Genomic DNA, 16438 nt, shown 5'->3' with positions numbered 1-16438 from the left:
TCATGCTGAGACACAACGTTCCTGTGCGGCGGGATCTGGACCAAATTGCCGCTGACAACGGTTTCGACTTTCATATCATCGACAATGAAATCTATTGGGACGAGAGTCGGGCTTACCGTTTTACTCTGCGCCAGATTGAAGAGCAGATCGAAAAACCAACTGCGGAACTGCATCAGATGTGCCTTGAGGTGGTGGATCGCGCGGTTAAAGACGAAGAGATCCTGACGCAACTGGCGATCCCGCCGTTGTACTGGGATGTGATCGCCGAAAGCTGGCACGCCAGCGATCCTTCGCTGTATGGCCGGATGGATTTTGCCTGGTGTGGCAATGCGCCGGTGAAGCTGCTGGAGTACAACGCCGATACGCCGACTTCGTTGTATGAGTCGGCTTATTTCCAGTGGTTGTGGCTGGAGGATGCCCGGCGCAGCGGCATTATTCCGCGTGATGCCGATCAGTACAATGCCATTCAGGAACGCCTGATTTCACGCTTTAGCGAGCTTTATAGCCGGGAGCCGTTTTATTTCTGCTGCTGTCAGGACACCGATGAAGACAGGACTACCGTGCTGTACTTGCAGGACTGCGCCCAGCAGGCAGGGCAGGAGTCGCGGTTTATCTACATTGAAGATCTCGGTTTGGGCGTCGGCGGTGTACTGACCGATCTTGATGATAATGTCATCCAGCGTGCATTTAAGCTGTATCCGCTGGAGTGGATGATGCGTGACGATAACGGTCCGCTGCTGTGCAAGCGTCGCGAGCAATGGGTGGAGCCGTTATGGAAAAGTATCTTGAGTAATAAAGGGCTAATGCCGCTGCTTTGGCGCTTCTTCCCTGGTCATCCTAACCTTCTTGCATCCTGGTTTGAGGGTGAAAAATCGCAGATTGCCGCTGGCGAAAGCTATGTGCGTAAACCGATCTACTCGCGCGAAGGCGGAAACGTCACCATTTTCGACGGTCAGAATAACGTCGTTGACCACGCTGATGGTGATTACGCCGATGAACCGATGATCTACCAGGCGTTTCAACCTCTGCCGCGATTTGGCGATAGCTACACACTCATCGATAGCTGGATTGTCGATGATGAAGCGTGCGGAATGGGGATCCGTGAAGATAACACACTGATCACCAAAGACACCTCACGTTTCGTTCCGCATTACATTGCTGGATAAGAATGTTTTAGCAATCTCTTTCTGTCATGAATCCATGGCAGTGGCCATACTAATGGTGACTGCCATTGATGGAGGGAGACACAGTGCACTGGCAAACTCACACCGTTTTTAATCAACCTATACCATTAAATAACAGCAACTTATACCTGTCTGATGGCGCGCTTTGCGAAGCGGTAACGCGTGAAGGTGCTGGCTGGGATAGCGATTTTCTAGCCAGTATTGGTCAGCAGTTAGGAACGGCTGAATCCCTTGAACTGGGGCGGCTGGCGAATGTAAACCCGCCTGAACTGTTGCGCTACGATGCCCAGGGGCGGCGTCTGGACGATGTTCGTTTCCATCCCGCATGGCACCTGCTGATGCAGGTGTTATGTACCAATCGGGTGCACAATCTTGCCTGGGAAGAAGACGCTCGCTCCGGCGCATTTGTGGCGCGCGCGGCGCGTTTTATGTTACATGCGCAGGTTGAGGCTGGGTCGTTATGTCCAATAACGATGACCTTTGCCGCCACGCCATTGTTGTTACAGATGTTACCCACGCCGTTTCAGGACTGGACCACGCCGCTGCTGAGCGATCGCTACGATTCTCACTTATTGCCAGGTGGGCAAAAACGCGGTTTGTTGATTGGCATGGGAATGACGGAAAAGCAGGGTGGTTCCGATGTCATGAGCAACACCACCCGTGCAGAGCGTTTGGAAGATGGCTCTTATCGGCTGGTGGGGCATAAATGGTTTTTCTCGGTTCCGCAAAGCGATGCGCATCTGGTGCTGGCGCAGACCACGGGCGGTCTGTCCTGTTTTTTTGTGCCGCGCTTTTTGCCTGACGGGCAACGCAACGCGATTCGCCTCGAACGGCTGAAAGATAAGCTGGGTAATCGCTCTAACGCCAGTTGTGAAGTGGAGTTTCAGGATGCCATTGGCTGGTTATTGGGGCAGGAAGGGGAAGGAATTCGTCTGATCCTGAAAATGGGGGGGATGACGCGTTTTGATTGCGCCCTGGGTAGCCATGCCATGATGCGCCGTGCGTTTTCGCTGGCGATTTATCATGCACATCAACGCCATGTTTTTGGTAATCCATTGATCCAACAGCCCCTTATGCGTCATGTCTTAAGTCGCATGGCACTTCAGCTTGAAGGGCAAACGGCGTTGCTGTTTCGTCTTGCGCGAGCGTGGGACCGGCGCGCCGATGCCAAAGAAGCCCTGTGGGCGCGTTTATTTACGCCTGCGGCAAAATTTGTGATCTGCAAACGAGGTATGCCGTTTGTGGCCGAAGCGATGGAGGTGCTGGGCGGCATTGGTTATTGCGAGGAGAGCGAGCTGCCGCGGCTTTACCGGGAGATGCCGGTAAACAGTATTTGGGAAGGTTCCGGCAATATTATGTGCCTGGATGTGTTGCGCGTTCTCAATAAGCAAGCGGGCGTATACGACTTATTGTCGGAAGCATTTGTGGAAGTGAAAGGGCAGGATCGCTATTTTGATCGCGCGGTTCGTCGTTTACAGCAGCAGCTGCGTAAGCCAGCTGAAGAACTGGGGCGAGAGATTACTCATCAGCTATTCCTGCTGGGCTGCGGTGCGCAAATGTTGAAATATGCTTCTCCGCCAATGGCGCAGGCGTGGTGTCAGGTGATGTTAGATACGCGCGGCGGCGTACGGTTGTCAGAGCAGATCCAGAATGATTTATTGCTGCGGGCGACGGGGGGAGTGTGTTTGTAAACGTATACGACTGATGCGACGCTGGTTTCGATTAACTCAATGAAATATGTGAAAATTGTAGGCCGGACAAGGCGCTCGCGCCGCATCCGGCATTGTTCATTTGCTGTAGATGACACTCATGCATACAGTATCGCCTGTACGCGCCAGTTATCAGGCTGCTGGTCTTCGTACATGGTAATAATGCGGTACCATGACGCACCTTGTTCATCGGCCTTTAACGCCACGATACGTTCCACGTCCTGCGGATCCCCTGAAATATTGCTAACTGAGATCTGACCTATTTCATTCAGGCCCGTCACGCAGTCAGCACTGGCGAATTCTGCAGACTGTGCCGTGGCGCTCGCAGGATAAGTCACTAATTGCAGCGAGGGTGAGGCAAGTAATTGTTTCATCGTCAGCTCCATTTTTCGTTTCCCCACATGTTGCAGGGCATTCCATCGCGGTAATAAACGCCCAGGCTTCCAGCCGGTAATTTATTGTGCACAGGTAAACGCATAGGGACGCAAAGCAATGTAAAGCTGACTATGTAAGTTGTCTGATTTATTTACGGTACAAAATGGCTTGTGAATACCACTGTCCTGTCACGATGGTTTCGTCCACCATGACGACAACGTAATAATCAGCTTTTGCAGCGACAGCTTTTGCTCTGATTTCTGCTAATGCGTCATCCGGAGAACCCCGAACCATCGTGCTTACGCTACCTATTCGCTGTAACCCTTGCGTCTGGTCGCGGCGAATCTCTTGCGGATGGTCCGTTACTGGCGGTGCTGGCTGTGGCGTACCTTGCAGTGCGCTACAGGCACTTAACATCAACACCAATAATAAACTGGCAAACCGGTAAATAACGCTATTACGTTTCCTGCTAACCATAGTGTAGTGCCTTATTAATTTAACTTTGGGGGAATGTTCCCGAATTGTTACCTGGTACGCGATTTTCGAATGAAAACGTGACGAAAGCGTAACCCACATCTCAACATTATGAACTAATACCGCCAGCAGAAACTTGTGCTAAGGATTTCTTCATGTCATACCAGACAAAAAGGAGAGACAGATGATTGAAATAGAATCACGCGAGCTGGCAGATATTCCCGTTCTTCATGCTTATCCTGTCGGGCAAAAAGATACCCCGTTACCGTGCGTAATTTTTTATCACGGCTTTACTTCATCCAGCCTGGTGTATAGCTATTTTGCCGTTGCGCTGGCGCAGGCTGGTTTGCGGGTGATCATGCCGGATGCGCCCGATCACGGTAGCCGTTTTAGTGGCGACGAAGCGCGGCGGTTAAATCAATTCTGGCAAATCTTGCTACAAAGTATGCAGGAATTCACTACTTTACGTGCGGCAATAGCCGAAGAAAACTGGCTGCTTGATGACCGTCTGGCAGTCGGTGGCGCGTCGATGGGCGCGATGACGGCACTGGGAATTACCGCTCGCCACCCCACGGTGAAATGTACCGCCAGCATGATGGGATCGGGCTATTTTACATCGCTCGCCCGTTCACTGTTTCCACCGCTGATACCTGAAACGGCAGCACAGCAGAATGAATTCAATAACATTATCGCGCCGCTGGCAGAGTGGGAAGCGACAAACCACCTGGAACAACTTGGGGACAGACCTCTACTGCTGTGGCATGGCCTCGACGATGACGTTGTGCCTGCCGACGAATCACTACGTTTGCAGCAGGCCTTAAGCGAGACGGGACGGGATAAACTGCTAACCTGTTCATGGCAGCCAGGCGTGCGTCACCGCATTACGCCTGAGGCGTTAGATGCTGCCGTGACATTTTTCCGCCAGCATCTTTAAACACGCAGAATGCTGACCCCTTGCGCTTCCAGTTGTTGCAGGATTTCCGGGTTAGCATTTTTGCCGGTGATAAGCATATCGATTTGATCGGCACGGCTAAAAAGCATTCCCGCGCGTTCGCCAATCTTACTGCTATCAACCAGTACCACCAGTTTCCCTACCACGCTCAGCATCTTCTGCTCTGCCATTGCTGTCAGCATATCGGTTTTATACAACCCTTCTGCGGTCAGCCCTTTTCCGCTGGTAAACATCCAGTGCCCGGCATAGAGACTGTTTTCGCTGCCCTGCGGGCTTAAAGTGATGGACTGACTTTTGTTGTACTGTCCACCCATAATGATCACGCTGTCATGTTCTTGATCGATCAGGTAATTTGCCAGCGGTAGATAATTAGTGATGATTTGCACTGGCTTGCCACACATTTCCCGCCCAAGCAGAAACGCGGTGGAGCCGCAGTTGATGACTACGCTTTCGCCCGGATTAACCAGCTGCGAGGCCGCTTTAGCAATACGTACTTTTTCATCGTGATTCTGCGCCTGATGCAGATTCATCGGCGTCCAGCGCGGGCGCTGTTGGGTAATAGCTTCTGCGCCATTGCGCACCTTTTTCAGTTTGCCGCGTTCGTCAAGTTTATTGATATCGCGTCGCGCAGTGGCAGGCGAAATTCCCAGACGCTCAACGACTTTCTCAACGGTCACAAAGCCCAATTGTGCGAGCATTTCCAGGAGGATTTGATGTCTTTGTGCTTCAGTCATGAGCTATTCCGATAAAATTTGATTTTTTTAGATGATATTTGAAATAGCTAGGAAATACTACGCCGGATAGCGCGAACTTCTCCACGCTATCCGGTATAAACGACAGATTACAGGAATGACTTGAACGGCAGATCCGGTTCAATAGTGAAGCAATCATCGAAACCGCGCGGATAGTGGTACTCGAAGTTGTCTTTATCCAGCGGCCAGGTAAATTTGCCGCCAACCTGCCAGATAAACGGCTTGAAGCCATACTTCAGACGATCTTTTTTCATCTCCCACAGCACGCGGATCTCTTGCGGATCGGCCTGGAAGTTTGACCAGATGTCGTGGTGGAACGGGATAACCACTTTCGCATTCAGGGCTTCACCCATACGCAGCATATCGGCGCTGGTCATTTTGTCGGTAATACCGCGCGGGTTCTCACCATACGATCCTAACGCCACATCGATCTGATGTTCGTTACCGTGCTTCGCATAATAGTTAGAGTAGTGGGAATCGCCACTGTGATATAGGGAACCGCCAGGGGTTTTGAACAGGTAGTTTACTGCGCGATCGTCCATGCCATCTGGCAGTACGCCAGCCGCTTTTTGATCGGCAGGCAGGGTGATCAGTGCAGTACGGTCGAAAGCGTCAAGCGCATGAATTTCAATGTCTTTCACTTTTACAACATCGCCCGGTTTGACCACGATGCAACGCTCTTTCGGTACGCCCCAGCCAATCCACAAATCAACGCAGGTTTTCGGTCCAATGAATGGTACGTCATCAGCACAGTTCTGCATCACGGCAGCAGCGACGTTAACGTCGATATGATCGTTGTGATCGTGAGTCGCCAGTACCGCGTCGATCTGGCGAATCGCAAACGGATCAAGAACAAACGGGGTGGTGCGTAGGTTTGGCTGCAGTTTTTTCACGCCAGCCATGCGCTGCATCTGGTGACCCTGTTTCATTAACGGGTTACCGTGACTTTGTTTGCCAGTGCCGCACCAGAAATCAACGCAAACGTTGGTGCCACCTTCTGATTTCAACCAGATCCCGGTGCAGCCTAGCCACCACATCGCAAATGTGCCAGGGGCGACCTGCTCTTGTTCAATTTCTTCATTCAGCCAGCTACCCCACTCCGGGAAAGTGCTCAGGATCCAGGATTCTCGGGTGATACTTTTCACTTTACTCATCGCCATTTACCTTCATGATAGTTCAATTCGAATCAATATGTGATTGGTTTTGATTAATCCTGACACTATTTTTTCAGGAAGGCAATGACCATTTTTTGACTTTTTGCCAGGGAAGTTGTTGTTGATTTTGAGTGTGGAAAGATTTAATGGAATGTGTAGTTAAATTAACTAAATGAATTTAAATAAATAATTGTTTCGTTGTGTGAATCCCACTCTATCCGTGTGGAATTATTTGCGGGTCGCGTCACATTTAATCATAAATAATTTTGTTGTGATTACTTTTGAAAATTAGAGTGAGTGCACAACATTCCGGGTGTGCGGAATACCCGGTTACCTCTTCTTCAGGAGATCGTTATGGAGATCCTCTACAACATCTTTACCGTGTTTTTTAACCAGGTCATGACCAATGCCCCGTTGTTGCTGGGTATTGTGACCTGTCTGGGCTACATCCTACTGCGCAAAAGTGTCAGCGTTATTATTAAAGGCACGATTAAAACCATAATTGGTTTCATGTTGTTGCAGGCAGGGTCCGGCATCCTCACCAGCACCTTCAAACCGGTGGTGGCGAAAATGTCCGAAGTCTACGGCATTAAACGGCGCAATTTCCGATACTTACGCGTCGATGATGGCAACCATCGACCGCATGGGCGATGCCTATAGCTGGGTAGGTTACGCGGTGTTGTTAGCGCTGGCGCTGAACATCTGTTACGTGCTGCTGCGTCGCATTACCGGTATTCGTACCATCATGCTGACTGGTCATATCATGTTCCAGCAGGCGGGGCTGATTGCCGTTACGTTGTTTATTTTCGGCTACTCCATGTGGACAACCATTATCTGCACGGCGATTCTGGTTTCGCTCTACTGGGGCATTACCTCCAACATGATGTACAAGCCGACTCAGGAAGTGACGGACGGCTGCGGTTTCTCCATCGGTCACCAGCAACAGTTTGCATCATGGACTGCCTATAAAGTTGCGCCGTTCCTCGGCAAAAAAGAGGAAAGCGTTGAAGACCTCAAACTGCCAGGCTGGCTGAATATTTTCCACGACAACATCGTCTCCACGGCGATTGTCATGACCATCTTCTTTGGTGCCATTCTGCTCTCCTTCGGTATCGACACCGTGCAGGCGATGGCAGGCAAAGTGCACTGGACGGTCTATATCCTGCAAACCGGTTTTTCCTTCGCGGTGGCGATCTTCATCATCACTCAGGGTGTGCGCATGTTTGTGGCGGAACTCTCTGAAGCGTTTAACGGTATCTCCCAGCGCCTGATCCCTGGTGCGGTTCTGGCGATTGACTGTGCGGCTATTTATAGCTTCGCGCCGAACGCCGTGGTCTGGGGCTTTATGTGGGGCACCATCGGTCAGCTGATTGCGGTTGGCATCCTGGTCGCCTGCGGTTCCTCGATCCTGATTATCCCAGGCTTTATCCCGATGTTCTTCTCCAACGCCACCATCGGCGTGTTCGCTAACCACTTCGGCGGCTGGCGTGCGGCGCTGAAGATTTGTCTGGTGATGGGGATGATCGAAATCTTTGGTTGCGTCTGGGCGGTGAAACTTACCGGTATGAGTGCCTGGATGGGGATGGCGGACTGGTCGATTCTGGCACCGCCGATGATGCAGGGCTTCTTCTCCATCGGTATCGCCTTTATGGCCGTCATCATTGTAATTGCACTGGCTTATATGTTCTTCGCTGGCCGCGCACTGCGCGCAGAAGAAGATGCAGAAAAACAACTGGCAGAACAGTCTGCTTAATAAGGAGTTTTGATTATGACCGTACGTATTCTGGCTGTGTGTGGCAACGGACAAGGCAGTTCCATGATCATGAGGATGAAAGTGGACCAGTTTTTAACCCAATCAAACATTGACCACACGGTAAATAGCTGCGCGGTTGGCGAATACAAAAGCGAGTTGAGCGGCGCGGATATCATCATCGCTTCTACGCACATTGCGGGCGAAATCACCGTGACCGGCAACAAATACGTGGTTGGCGTGCGCAACATGCTCTCTCCTGCCGACTTTGGCCCGAAACTGCTGGAAGTGATCAAAGCGCATTTCCCGCAGGATGTGAAGTAAGGACGCGCCATGAAATTACGTGATTCGCTGGCGGAGAATAAATCCATCCGCCTGCAGGCTGAAGCTGAGACATGGCAGGACGCAGTAAAAATCGGCGTTGACCTGCTGGTGGCGGATGTTGTCGAGCCGCGTTACTACCAGGCGATTCTGGATGCGGTTGAACAGCACGGTCCGTACTTTGTGCTCGCACCAGGCCTGGCAATGCCGCACGGTCGCCCGGAAGAGGGCGTTAAGAAAACCGGTTTTGCGCTGGTGACGCTGAAAAAGCCGCTGGAGTTCAACCACGAAGATAACGACCCGGTGGATATCCTCATCACCATGGCGGCGGTCGATGCCAACACGCACCAGGAAGTGGGCATCATGCAGATCGTCAACCTGTTTGAAGATGAAGAAAATTTCGACCGTTTACGTGCCTGCCGTACCGAGCAGGAAGTACTGGATCTCATTGACCGCACCAACGCGGCAGCTTAAGAAGGAATTGAAGATGTCATTACCGATGTTGCAAGTCGCGCTGGACAACCAGACTATGGATAGCGCCTACGAAACCACTCGCCTGATTGCCGAAGAAGTCGACATTATCGAAGTGGGTACCATTCTGTGCGTGGGCGAAGGCGTGCGTGCGGTTCGCGATCTGAAAGCGCTCTACCCGCACAAAATCGTGCTGGCAGACGCCAAAATTGCCGATGCGGGCAAAATTCTTTCTCGTATGTGCTTCGAAGCCAACGCTGACTGGGTGACCGTGATTTGTTGTGCGGATATCAACACCGCCAAAGGTGCGCTGGACGTAGCAAAAGAGTTTAACGGCGACGTGCAGATCGAACTGACCGGTTACTGGACCTGGGAACAGGCGCAACAGTGGCGCGACGCAGGTATTCAGCAGGTGGTTTATCACCGCAGCCGTGACGCGCAGGCCGCTGGCGTGGGGTGAAGCCGATATCACTGCGATCAAACGTCTTTCCGATATGGGCTTCAAAGTCACCGTCACCGGTGGCCTGGCGCTGGAAGATCTGCCGCTGTTCAAAGGCATTCCAATTCATGTGTTTATCGCCGGTCGCAGCATCCGTGATGCCGCTTCTCCGGTTGAAGCCGCGCGTCAGTTCAAACGTTCCATCGCCGAACTGTGGGGCTAAGGAGCGGATATGTTGTCCAAACAAATCCCGCTTGGCATCTATGAAAAAGCGCTCCCCGCCGGGGAGTGCTGGCTGGAACGCCTGCGACTGGCAAAAACGTTGGGCTTCGATTTTGTCGAGATGTCGGTAGATGAAACTGACGAGCGCCTGTCGCGCCTCGACTGGAGCCGCGAGCAGCGTCTGGCGCTGGTGAATGCGATTGTTGAAACCGGCGTGCGTGTGCCGTCCATGTGCCTTTCTGCCCATCGTCGTTTCCCGTTGGGCAGCGAAGATGACGCGGTGCGGGCGCAGGGGCTGGAGATTATGCGTAAAGCCATCCAGTTCGCCCAGGACGTTGGCATTCGCGTGATCCAGCTGGCGGGCTATGACGTTTACTATCAGGAAGCCAATAACGAAACGCGTCGTCGTTTCCGTGACGGCCTGAAAGAGAGCGTTGAGATGGCGAGCCGCGCGCAGGTGACGCTGGCGATGGAGATCATGGATTATCCGTTGATGAACTCCATCAGCAAGGCGCTGGGTTACGCGCACTATCTCAACAACCCGTGGTTCCAGCTCTACCCGGATATCGGCAACCTGTCGGCGTGGGACAACGATGTGCAGATGGAGTTGCAGGCCGGAATCGGGCATATCGTCGCGGTGCATGTGAAAGACACCAAACCGGGCGTCTTCAAAAACGTGCCATTTGGCGAAGGTGTGGTGGATTTCGAACGTTGCTTCGAAACGCTCAAACAGAGTGGCTATTGCGGGCCGTACCTGATTGAGATGTGGAGCGAAACGGCGGAAGACCCGGCGGCAGAAGTGGTGAAAGCGCGTGATTGGGTGAAAGCGCGCATGGCCAAAGCAGGCACGGTGGAGGCGGCATAATGCAAAAGCTAAAACAGCAGGTGTTTGAAGCCAACATGGATCTGCCGCGCTATGGGCTGGTGACCTTTACCTGGGGCAACGTCAGCGCTATCGACCGCGAACGCGGGCTGGTGGTGATCAAGCCCAGCGGCGTTGCCTACGAAACCATGAAAGCAGACGATATGGTGGTGGTCGATATGAGCGGCAAGGTGGTGGAAGGGGAGTATCGCCCGTCTTCCGACACCGCGACGCATCTCGAACTCTACCGTCGTTACCCGTCGCTTGGCGGCATTGTCCATACCCACTCCACTCATGCTACTGCATGGGCGCAGGCGGGGCTGGCGATCCCGGCGTTAGGCACTACGCACGCCGACTACTTCTTTGGCGACATCCCGTGTACGCGCGGATTAAGCGAAGAAGAGGTGCAGGGCGAGTATGAACTGAACACCGGCAAAGTGATTATCGAAACGCTGGGTGACGCCGAGCCGCTGCATACGCCGGGGATTGTGGTGTATCAGCACGGTCCGTTCGCCTGGGGGAAAGATGCCCACGACGCGGTGCATAACGCGGTGGTGATGGAAGAAGTGGCGAAAATGGCGTGGATTGCGCGCAGTATTAACCCACAACTGAATCACATCGACAGCTTCCTCATGAATAAACACTTCATGCGTAAGCACGGTCCTAACGCCTATTACGGGCAGAAGTAAGCAGTGCGCCCCGGAATTATTACCTCCTGCGGGATGTAATTGGTCTGATTCCGGGGCCGCTTCAGTTAAAAAATCGTATAAACAACAGGTGTTTTTATGGCTATCAATGGATTGTTTGTCAGAACGGATCCGCAACGTCGCCGCTATGGCGTTGCGTTACTTGTGGGTGTACTTTCAGGAATTATTTCAGCATTTGTTAAATGGGGAGCGGAAGTCCCCTTGCCACCGCGCACATTTTCCGGTGGTCGCGATGAATTTAACCCGCCGTATATCTTTCTACGGGATTATTTAGGTATCGACCCAACCCAAACTGTGTATACATTCTCGGAACATATTATCAACCCGGTGATGGTGACGCATATCATCTTCTCACTGGTTTTTGCGATAGGGTATTGTATTGTCGCGGAAATTTTCCCGAAAGTGAAATTATGGCAGGGGATATTAGCAGGGCTTATTGTGACAGTGGCAGTCCACGGTATATTTTGCCCGGCGCTGAATTTAACGCCGCCGCTCACTCAATTGCCTTTTGACGAATATGCCTCTGAAATCCTGGGGCATATTTTCTGGTTCTGGATAATAGAAATTATGCGCCGCGACTTACGTAATCGCATTACTCATGAGCCAGATCCGGAAGTCGCAATCCGGTGAATAACCGCATAAAAAAGCCCCCTGCGAAGGGGCAAAGCAAACTATGGCAATGTTTCGTTGGTTATACCTGGTGCTAGCGATAAATATCCGCGCTGGCGTGCATATTGCCGTTACTCCCCGGTTCCCGCATCAGAATTACGTGGTAGTACGTTGCGCCCTGCGCATCTGTCTCTTCATTTAATGCCTGACGCGCTTCGCTTTCAGTGGCGAAATTATGATTGATATAAATCACGCCTAAGCTTTGCACATCATCCATGTTTCTGGCCTGGTGGTTATTAATTTCAATGGCTGCCCATGTATTTGCACTTAGCAAAAGCACAGCCAGAAGGGCTAAAACTCGACTGAACATAGATACCTCCTCGACGGCTGACTTTGTGTGCTCTCCTCTGTGATGATCTTCTGATTTAATTTTAATCAATGATAAAGAAGTTGATGGTGACCATTTCTGATGCAGTTGTTCAAAAAAACACCATGATGAAGTGTGATGAACTCCAAATCAGCGGTTTAGAGGTTAATTGCGAAAGGGGAGATTTATTTCGGCTCTGCCCTTGAGTTTAGCGGGGCATACAAGTACTATAACGCGTCATTTTTCAGCCGACCTTTAACACGTTCCTTGCCTCCCCGGGATTCGGCTGACCCAGACAGGAGGCTGAATAATCCGTAAGGAGCAATTCGATGCGTCATTACGAAATCGTTTTTATGGTCCATCCTGACCAGAGCGAACAGGTTCCGGGCATGATCGAGCGCTACACTGCTGCCATCACTGGTGCAGAAGGCAAGATCCACCGTCTGGAAGACTGGGGCCGCCGTCAGCTGGCTTACCCGATCAACAAACTGCACAAAGCACACTACGTTCTGATGAACGTTGAAGCTCCGCAGGAAGTGATCGATGAGCTGGAAACTACCTTCCGCTTCAACGATGCCGTTATCCGCAGCATGGTTATGCGTACCAAGCACGCTGTTACCGAAGCATCTCCGATGGTTAAAGCGAAAGACGAGCGCCGTGAGCGTCGCGATGATTTCGCAAACGAAACCGCTGATGATGCTGAAGCTGGGGATTCTGAAGAGTAATTTCTGATGACCAACCGTCTGGTGTTGTCCGGCACCGTGTGCAGGACTCCCCTTCGAAAGGTCAGTCCATCAGGAATTCCTCACTGCCAGTTCGTGCTTGAGCATCGTTCTGTGCAGGAGGAAGCCGGTTTTCACCGGCAGGCGTGGTGCCAAATGCCCGTTATTGTTAGCGGACACGAAAACCAGGCCATTACTCACAGTATAACGGTCGGCAGTCGCATAACCGTTCAGGGGTTCATTTCATGCCACAAGGCAAAGAACGGACTGAGCAAAATGGTTTTGCATGCCGAGCAGATTGAATTGATAGATTCTGGAGACTAGCCATATGGCACGTTATTTCCGTCGTCGCAAGTTCTGCCGTTTCACCGCGGAAGGCGTTCAAGAGATCGACTATAAAGATATCGCTACGCTGAAAAACTACATCACCGAAAGCGGTAAGATTGTCCCAAGCCGTATCACCGGTACCCGTGCAAAATACCAGCGTCAGCTGGCTCGCGCTATCAAACGCGCTCGCTACCTGTCCCTGCTGCCGTACACTGATCGCCATCAGTAATCGGTCACGGTCCATTAATACGACTTTGAGAGGATAAGGTAATGCAAGTTATTCTGCTTGATAAAGTAGCAAACCTGGGTAGCCTGGGTGATCAGGTAAACGTTAAAGCGGGCTATGCTCGTAACTTCCTGGTACCGCAGGGTAAAGCTGTTCCAGCTACCAAGAAAAACATTGAATTCTTCGAAGCACGTCGCGCTGAACTGGAAGCTAAACTGGCTGAAGTTCTGGCAGCTGCTAATGCTCGCGCTGAGAAAATCAATGCACTGGAAACTGTTACCATCGCGTCTAAAGCTGGCGACGAAGGTAAACTGTTCGGTTCCATCGGTACTCGCGACATCGCTGACGCTGTAACTGCAGCTGGCGTTGAAGTGGCTAAGAGCGAAGTTCGTCTGCCGAACGGCGTTCTGCGTACCACTGGCGAGCACGAAGTGAGCTTCCAGGTTCACAGCGAAGTATTCGCGAAAGTGATCGTAAACGTAGTAGCTGAATAATTCGTTATTCAACGAGACGTAAAAACGCCGACCAGTGGTCGGCGTTTTGCTTTTGTAGCGAGCACTTGCAGATATCGATAAGGGCCACAATAAGCAGCCCTACGAAGATAATTACTTAGCTGCCTGAATATCAGCCAGCATTGGGGCAAGGGCTGGGTTGTCCTTAGCGAAGTTTGCGTACATTGGCTGTACTTTCTCGATAAACGGAGCTTTATCTACCTGGTAGACTTTCACGCCCATTTTATCCAGTTTTGCAAATTCTTGTTTCTCTTCCTCGCTCCACAAGTCTTTCATGTAGCTCATTGATTCTTTAGCTGCTTTTAATATAACTGCCTGATTTTCCGGGCTAAGTTTATCAAACGCAGCATTGCTCATCAGAACCACATCGGGAACCATAGTGTGTTCGTCAAGGCTGAAGGATTTTGCCACTTCACCGTGACGCATGGTGGTCAGCGCCATCACGCTGTTTTCTGCCATATCGACCACACCCTGCTGTAAGGCTGTATACAACTCGCCGTAATCCAGTGGCGTCGGGTTACCGCCCATGACTTTGATCATTTCAACTGCGCCAGGGCTTGGCTGGACACGGACTTTCATGCCTTTCAGATCGTCTGGTTTCAGTACTGGTTTATTGCCATAGAAACTGCGGGCGCCTCCATCATAAAAAGTCAGCCCGAAATAACCTTTGCTTTTCGTTGAGTCGAGGATTTTTCTCCCGATATCGCCCTGCATGACCTGATAATAATGATCACGATCGCGGAACAAATAAGGCAGGCTAAATAATTTATAGGAATTTTCAAATGCTTCCATTTCTGCCGCATTGGTTTTTACCAGTGGAATAGCGCCAGAACGAATCAGCTCCATTGTTTCTCGTTGAGTACCCAATGTTCCATTTGGATAAATACGAATAGTAATATCACCGTTAGAGTACTCTTTGTTCTTTTTCGCAAAGAACTCCATCGCTTTATGAACAGGATGAGACTTATCCTGATTATGACTCAGTTTTAATGTCACTGCCCAGGACTGGCTTGCGGATAACATAAGAACAGCACCGATAATGCCAGCGGATACTTTTATTTTCATAGATGTTCCTTTTCTAATAAATATGGCGGCAGGTGCCGCCAGTGAATGCGCATCAGTAGCCCAGTGCTTTTGGCAATGCCATACTGATTTGCGGAATATAGGTCACCATTGCCAGCACCAATACCATCACGGCATAGAATGGCAGCATAGGTTTGATAATTTTATTAATCGGTAATTTAGATACACTACAACCGACAAATAACACACTGCCTACAGGCGGAGTACAAATACCGATACACATGTTCAGTACCATGACAATACCAAAGTGAATCGGGTCCATGCCCAGTTCGGTGACAACAGGTAAAAATATCGGCGTAAAAATCAGTACCGCCGGTGTCATATCCATAAAAGTGCCGATAATCAACAGGATAATATTGATAATAAGCAGGATTATTATTGGGTTGTCAGAAATAGTGTTAAGCAAATCGAGAATCAGGAAGGGAACGTCAGCGTTTGACATTGCCCATGACGGTAATGACTCCAACTTATTGATAGTGTTTTATGTTCAGATAATGCCCGATGACTTTGTCATGCAGCTCCACCGATTTTGAGAACGACAGCGACTTCCGTCCCAGCCGTGCCAGGTGCTGCCTCAGATTCAGGTTATGCCGCTCAATTCGCTGCGTATATCGCTTGCTGATTACGTGCAGCTTTCCCTTCAGGCGGGATTCATACAGCGGCCAGCCATCCGTCATCCATATCACCACGTCAAAGGGTGACAGCAGGCTCATAAGACGCCCCAGCGTCGCCATAGTGCGTTCACCGAATACGTGCGCAACAACCGTCTTCCGGAGACTGTCATACGCGTAAAACAGCCAGCGCTGGCGCGATTTAGCCCCGACATAGCCCCACTGTTCGTCCATTTCCGCGCAGACGATGACGTCACTGCCCGGCTGTATGCGCGAGGTTACCGACTGCGGCCTGAGTTTTTTAAGTGACGTAAAATCGTGTTGAGGCCAACGCCCATAATGTGTGCAGTTGCCCGGCATCCAACGCCATTCATGGCCATATCAATGATTTTCTGGTGCGTACCGGGTTGAGAAGCGGTGTAAGTGAACTGCAGTTGCCATGTTTTACGGCAGTGAGAGCAGAGATAGCGCTGATGTCCGGCAGTGCTTTTGCCGTTACGCACCACCCCGTCAGTAGCTGAACAGGAGGGACAGCTGATAGAAACAGAAGCCACTGGAGCACCTCAAAAACACCATCATACACTAAATCAGTAAGTTGGCAGCATCACC

19 protein-coding genes and 3 pseudogenes are annotated in these 16438 nt (G+C 51.1%); 14 read left to right on the top strand and 8 right to left on the bottom strand.

Features of this window, described 5'->3' with window-relative positions:
- Window positions 1-2 precede the first annotated feature (2 nt).
- Both C1P89_RS16660 and C1P89_RS16655 read left to right on the top strand, forming a co-directional pair.
- Entirely contained in the window at window positions 3-1166 is a 1164-nt protein-coding gene (locus C1P89_RS16660; RefSeq protein ID WP_000943953.1) for a glutathionylspermidine synthase family protein, read from the top strand.
- Between the two features lie 83 nt (window positions 1167-1249).
- Window positions 1250-2875, top strand: coding sequence for an isovaleryl-CoA dehydrogenase (locus tag C1P89_RS16655; protein WP_005144281.1), 1626 nt, complete (start codon window positions 1250-1252; stop codon window positions 2873-2875).
- A gap of 116 nt (window positions 2876-2991) precedes the next feature.
- Here the strand turns inward: C1P89_RS16655 and yjfN are convergent, their stop codons facing one another.
- Window positions 2992-3267: a DUF1471 family protease activator YjfN gene (gene yjfN, locus C1P89_RS16650; RefSeq protein ID WP_000811566.1), complete on the bottom strand. Its 276-nt coding sequence runs from the start codon at window positions 3265-3267 to the stop codon at window positions 2992-2994.
- Window positions 3268-3415: 148 nt separating this feature from the next.
- Window positions 3416-3745, bottom strand: coding sequence for a biofilm peroxide resistance protein BsmA (gene bsmA / locus C1P89_RS16645; protein WP_000254636.1), 330 nt, complete (start codon window positions 3743-3745; stop codon window positions 3416-3418).
- A gap of 181 nt (window positions 3746-3926) precedes the next feature.
- Here bsmA and yjfP point away from each other — a divergent pair, with 181 nt between their 5' ends.
- Window positions 3927-4676 (top strand): esterase, encoded by a 750-nt coding sequence (yjfP, locus tag C1P89_RS16640; protein ID WP_000569722.1) that lies wholly within the window; start codon window positions 3927-3929, stop codon window positions 4674-4676.
- On the opposite strand, the gene ulaR is transcribed toward yjfP, so the two are convergent.
- Together ulaR and ulaG are read right to left on the bottom strand one after the other, a co-directional pair.
- Window positions 4673-5428: an HTH-type transcriptional regulator UlaR gene (gene ulaR / locus C1P89_RS16635; protein ID WP_000133625.1), complete on the bottom strand. Its 756-nt coding sequence runs from the start codon at window positions 5426-5428 to the stop codon at window positions 4673-4675. The two genes, yjfP and ulaR, sit on opposite strands and share 4 nt — an antisense overlap.
- 107 nt (window positions 5429-5535) lie before the next feature.
- Window positions 5536-6600 carry an L-ascorbate 6-phosphate lactonase gene (ulaG, locus tag C1P89_RS16630; RefSeq protein ID WP_001295191.1) on the bottom strand — a complete coding sequence of 355 codons (1065 nt, stop codon included), beginning with the start codon at window positions 6598-6600 and terminating at the stop codon, window positions 5536-5538.
- Window positions 6601-6954: 354 nt separating this feature from the next.
- Here ulaG and ulaA point away from each other — a divergent pair.
- From ulaA to C1P89_RS16595, 7 genes and pseudogenes are all read left to right on the top strand, one after another.
- Window positions 6955-8353: pseudogene (ulaA, locus tag C1P89_RS16625) on the top strand (PTS ascorbate transporter subunit IIC).
- A gap of 15 nt (window positions 8354-8368) precedes the next feature.
- Window positions 8369-8674 carry a PTS ascorbate transporter subunit IIB gene (gene ulaB, locus C1P89_RS16620; protein WP_005144289.1) on the top strand — a complete coding sequence of 102 codons (306 nt, stop codon included), beginning with the start codon at window positions 8369-8371 and terminating at the stop codon, window positions 8672-8674.
- 9 nt (window positions 8675-8683) lie between these two features.
- Window positions 8684-9145, top strand: a complete 462-nt coding sequence (gene ulaC / locus C1P89_RS16615; protein ID WP_000776512.1) for a PTS ascorbate transporter subunit IIA — start codon at window positions 8684-8686, stop codon at window positions 9143-9145.
- A 13-nt stretch (window positions 9146-9158) separates the two neighbouring features.
- Window positions 9159-9804 (top strand): annotated as a pseudogene (ulaD, locus tag C1P89_RS16610) (3-keto-L-gulonate-6-phosphate decarboxylase UlaD).
- A gap of 9 nt (window positions 9805-9813) precedes the next feature.
- Window positions 9814-10668: an L-ribulose-5-phosphate 3-epimerase UlaE gene (gene ulaE, locus C1P89_RS16605; RefSeq protein WP_000949541.1), complete on the top strand. Its 855-nt coding sequence runs from the start codon at window positions 9814-9816 to the stop codon at window positions 10666-10668.
- Complete coding sequence (ulaF, locus tag C1P89_RS16600) at window positions 10668-11354, top strand: L-ribulose-5-phosphate 4-epimerase UlaF (RefSeq protein WP_001170805.1); 687 nt, start codon at window positions 10668-10670, stop codon at window positions 11352-11354. The genes ulaE and ulaF overlap by 1 nt, the downstream gene beginning before the upstream one ends.
- A 96-nt stretch (window positions 11355-11450) precedes the next feature.
- The gene (locus C1P89_RS16595; protein WP_000996726.1) at window positions 11451-12002 is read left to right on the top strand and encodes a YagU family protein; all 552 of its coding nucleotides are present in this window, start codon (window positions 11451-11453) and stop codon (window positions 12000-12002) included.
- Window positions 12003-12075: 73 nt separating this feature from the next.
- Here C1P89_RS16595 and yjfY read toward each other — a convergent pair whose 3' ends face one another.
- Window positions 12076-12351 carry a DUF1471 family protein YjfY gene (gene yjfY, locus C1P89_RS16590; RefSeq protein WP_000492914.1) on the bottom strand — a complete coding sequence of 92 codons (276 nt, stop codon included), beginning with the start codon at window positions 12349-12351 and terminating at the stop codon, window positions 12076-12078.
- 326 nt (window positions 12352-12677) lie between these two features.
- Between yjfY and rpsF the strand changes: the two genes are divergently transcribed.
- The 4 genes from rpsF to rplI are packed head-to-tail and all read left to right on the top strand — an operon-like array spanning window position 12678 to window position 14117.
- Window positions 12678-13073 (top strand): 30S ribosomal protein S6, encoded by a 396-nt coding sequence (rpsF, locus tag C1P89_RS16585; RefSeq protein WP_001216676.1) that lies wholly within the window; start codon window positions 12678-12680, stop codon window positions 13071-13073.
- Window positions 13074-13079: 6 nt separating this feature from the next.
- Entirely contained in the window at window positions 13080-13394 is a 315-nt protein-coding gene (gene priB / locus C1P89_RS16580; RefSeq protein ID WP_001296681.1) for a primosomal replication protein N, read from the top strand.
- A 4-nt stretch (window positions 13395-13398) separates the two neighbouring features.
- Window positions 13399-13626 (top strand): 30S ribosomal protein S18, encoded by a 228-nt coding sequence (rpsR, locus tag C1P89_RS16575; RefSeq protein WP_000135199.1) that lies wholly within the window; start codon window positions 13399-13401, stop codon window positions 13624-13626.
- Between the two features lie 41 nt (window positions 13627-13667).
- Entirely contained in the window at window positions 13668-14117 is a 450-nt protein-coding gene (rplI, locus tag C1P89_RS16570) for a 50S ribosomal protein L9 (RefSeq protein WP_001196062.1), read from the top strand.
- Between the two features lie 111 nt (window positions 14118-14228).
- Here rplI and C1P89_RS16565 read toward each other — a convergent pair whose 3' ends face one another.
- The 3 genes and pseudogenes from C1P89_RS16565 to C1P89_RS16555 form a co-directional block, all read right to left on the bottom strand.
- Window positions 14229-15200 (bottom strand): TRAP transporter substrate-binding protein, encoded by a 972-nt coding sequence (locus C1P89_RS16565; RefSeq protein ID WP_000695880.1) that lies wholly within the window; start codon window positions 15198-15200, stop codon window positions 14229-14231.
- Between the two features lie 52 nt (window positions 15201-15252).
- Window positions 15253-15669: pseudogene (locus C1P89_RS16560) on the bottom strand (TRAP transporter large permease subunit); the annotation flags it as partial.
- Between the two features lie 16 nt (window positions 15670-15685).
- Window positions 15686-16383, bottom strand: a protein-coding gene (locus C1P89_RS16555) for an IS1-like element IS1A family transposase (RefSeq protein WP_243461339.1) whose coding sequence is annotated in 2 segments (ribosomal slippage) — window positions 15686-16134 and window positions 16134-16383 — 699 coding nt in all. Because the reading frame shifts where the segments join, the coding sequence is not laid out codon by codon here.
- Window positions 16384-16438 lie beyond the last annotated feature (55 nt).

Origin of the sequence: Shigella sonnei (genome assembly GCF_002950395.1) — a bacterium.
Taxonomy (GTDB): Bacteria; Pseudomonadota; Gammaproteobacteria; order Enterobacterales; family Enterobacteriaceae; genus ECMA0423.
The sequence above is the reverse complement of the archived record's forward strand: the minus strand, read 5'-3'. Positions and strand labels throughout refer to the sequence as shown.

Excerpts from the sequence above, each read along its gene's own strand:
- ulaE (WP_000949541.1), top strand. The coding sequence starts at position 9,814 with ATGTTGTCCAAACAAATCCCGCTTGGCATCTATGAAAAAGCGCTCCCC.
- yjfY (WP_000492914.1), bottom strand. The coding sequence starts at position 12,351 with ATGTTCAGTCGAGTTTTAGCCCTTCTGGCTGTGCTTTTGCTAAGTGCA.
- ulaR (WP_000133625.1), bottom strand. The coding sequence starts at position 5,428 with ATGACTGAAGCACAAAGACATCAAATCCTCCTGGAAATGCTCGCACAA.
- C1P89_RS16660 (WP_000943953.1), top strand. The coding sequence starts at position 3 with ATGCTGAGACACAACGTTCCTGTGCGGCGGGATCTGGACCAAATTGCC.
- rpsF (WP_001216676.1), top strand. The coding sequence starts at position 12,678 with ATGCGTCATTACGAAATCGTTTTTATGGTCCATCCTGACCAGAGCGAA.
- bsmA (WP_000254636.1), bottom strand. The coding sequence starts at position 3,745 with ATGGTTAGCAGGAAACGTAATAGCGTTATTTACCGGTTTGCCAGTTTA.
- ulaF (WP_001170805.1), top strand. The coding sequence starts at position 10,668 with ATGCAAAAGCTAAAACAGCAGGTGTTTGAAGCCAACATGGATCTGCCG.
- yjfP (WP_000569722.1), top strand. The coding sequence starts at position 3,927 with ATGATTGAAATAGAATCACGCGAGCTGGCAGATATTCCCGTTCTTCAT.
- C1P89_RS16595 (WP_000996726.1), top strand. The coding sequence starts at position 11,451 with ATGGCTATCAATGGATTGTTTGTCAGAACGGATCCGCAACGTCGCCGC.
- rplI (WP_001196062.1), top strand. The coding sequence starts at position 13,668 with ATGCAAGTTATTCTGCTTGATAAAGTAGCAAACCTGGGTAGCCTGGGT.
- C1P89_RS16565 (WP_000695880.1), bottom strand. The coding sequence starts at position 15,200 with ATGAAAATAAAAGTATCCGCTGGCATTATCGGTGCTGTTCTTATGTTA.
- rpsR (WP_000135199.1), top strand. The coding sequence starts at position 13,399 with ATGGCACGTTATTTCCGTCGTCGCAAGTTCTGCCGTTTCACCGCGGAA.
- priB (WP_001296681.1), top strand. The coding sequence starts at position 13,080 with ATGACCAACCGTCTGGTGTTGTCCGGCACCGTGTGCAGGACTCCCCTT.
- ulaC (WP_000776512.1), top strand. The coding sequence starts at position 8,684 with ATGAAATTACGTGATTCGCTGGCGGAGAATAAATCCATCCGCCTGCAG.
- ulaB (WP_005144289.1), top strand. The coding sequence starts at position 8,369 with ATGACCGTACGTATTCTGGCTGTGTGTGGCAACGGACAAGGCAGTTCC.
- ulaG (WP_001295191.1), bottom strand. The coding sequence starts at position 6,600 with ATGAGTAAAGTGAAAAGTATCACCCGAGAATCCTGGATCCTGAGCACT.
- yjfN (WP_000811566.1), bottom strand. The coding sequence starts at position 3,267 with ATGAAACAATTACTTGCCTCACCCTCGCTGCAATTAGTGACTTATCCT.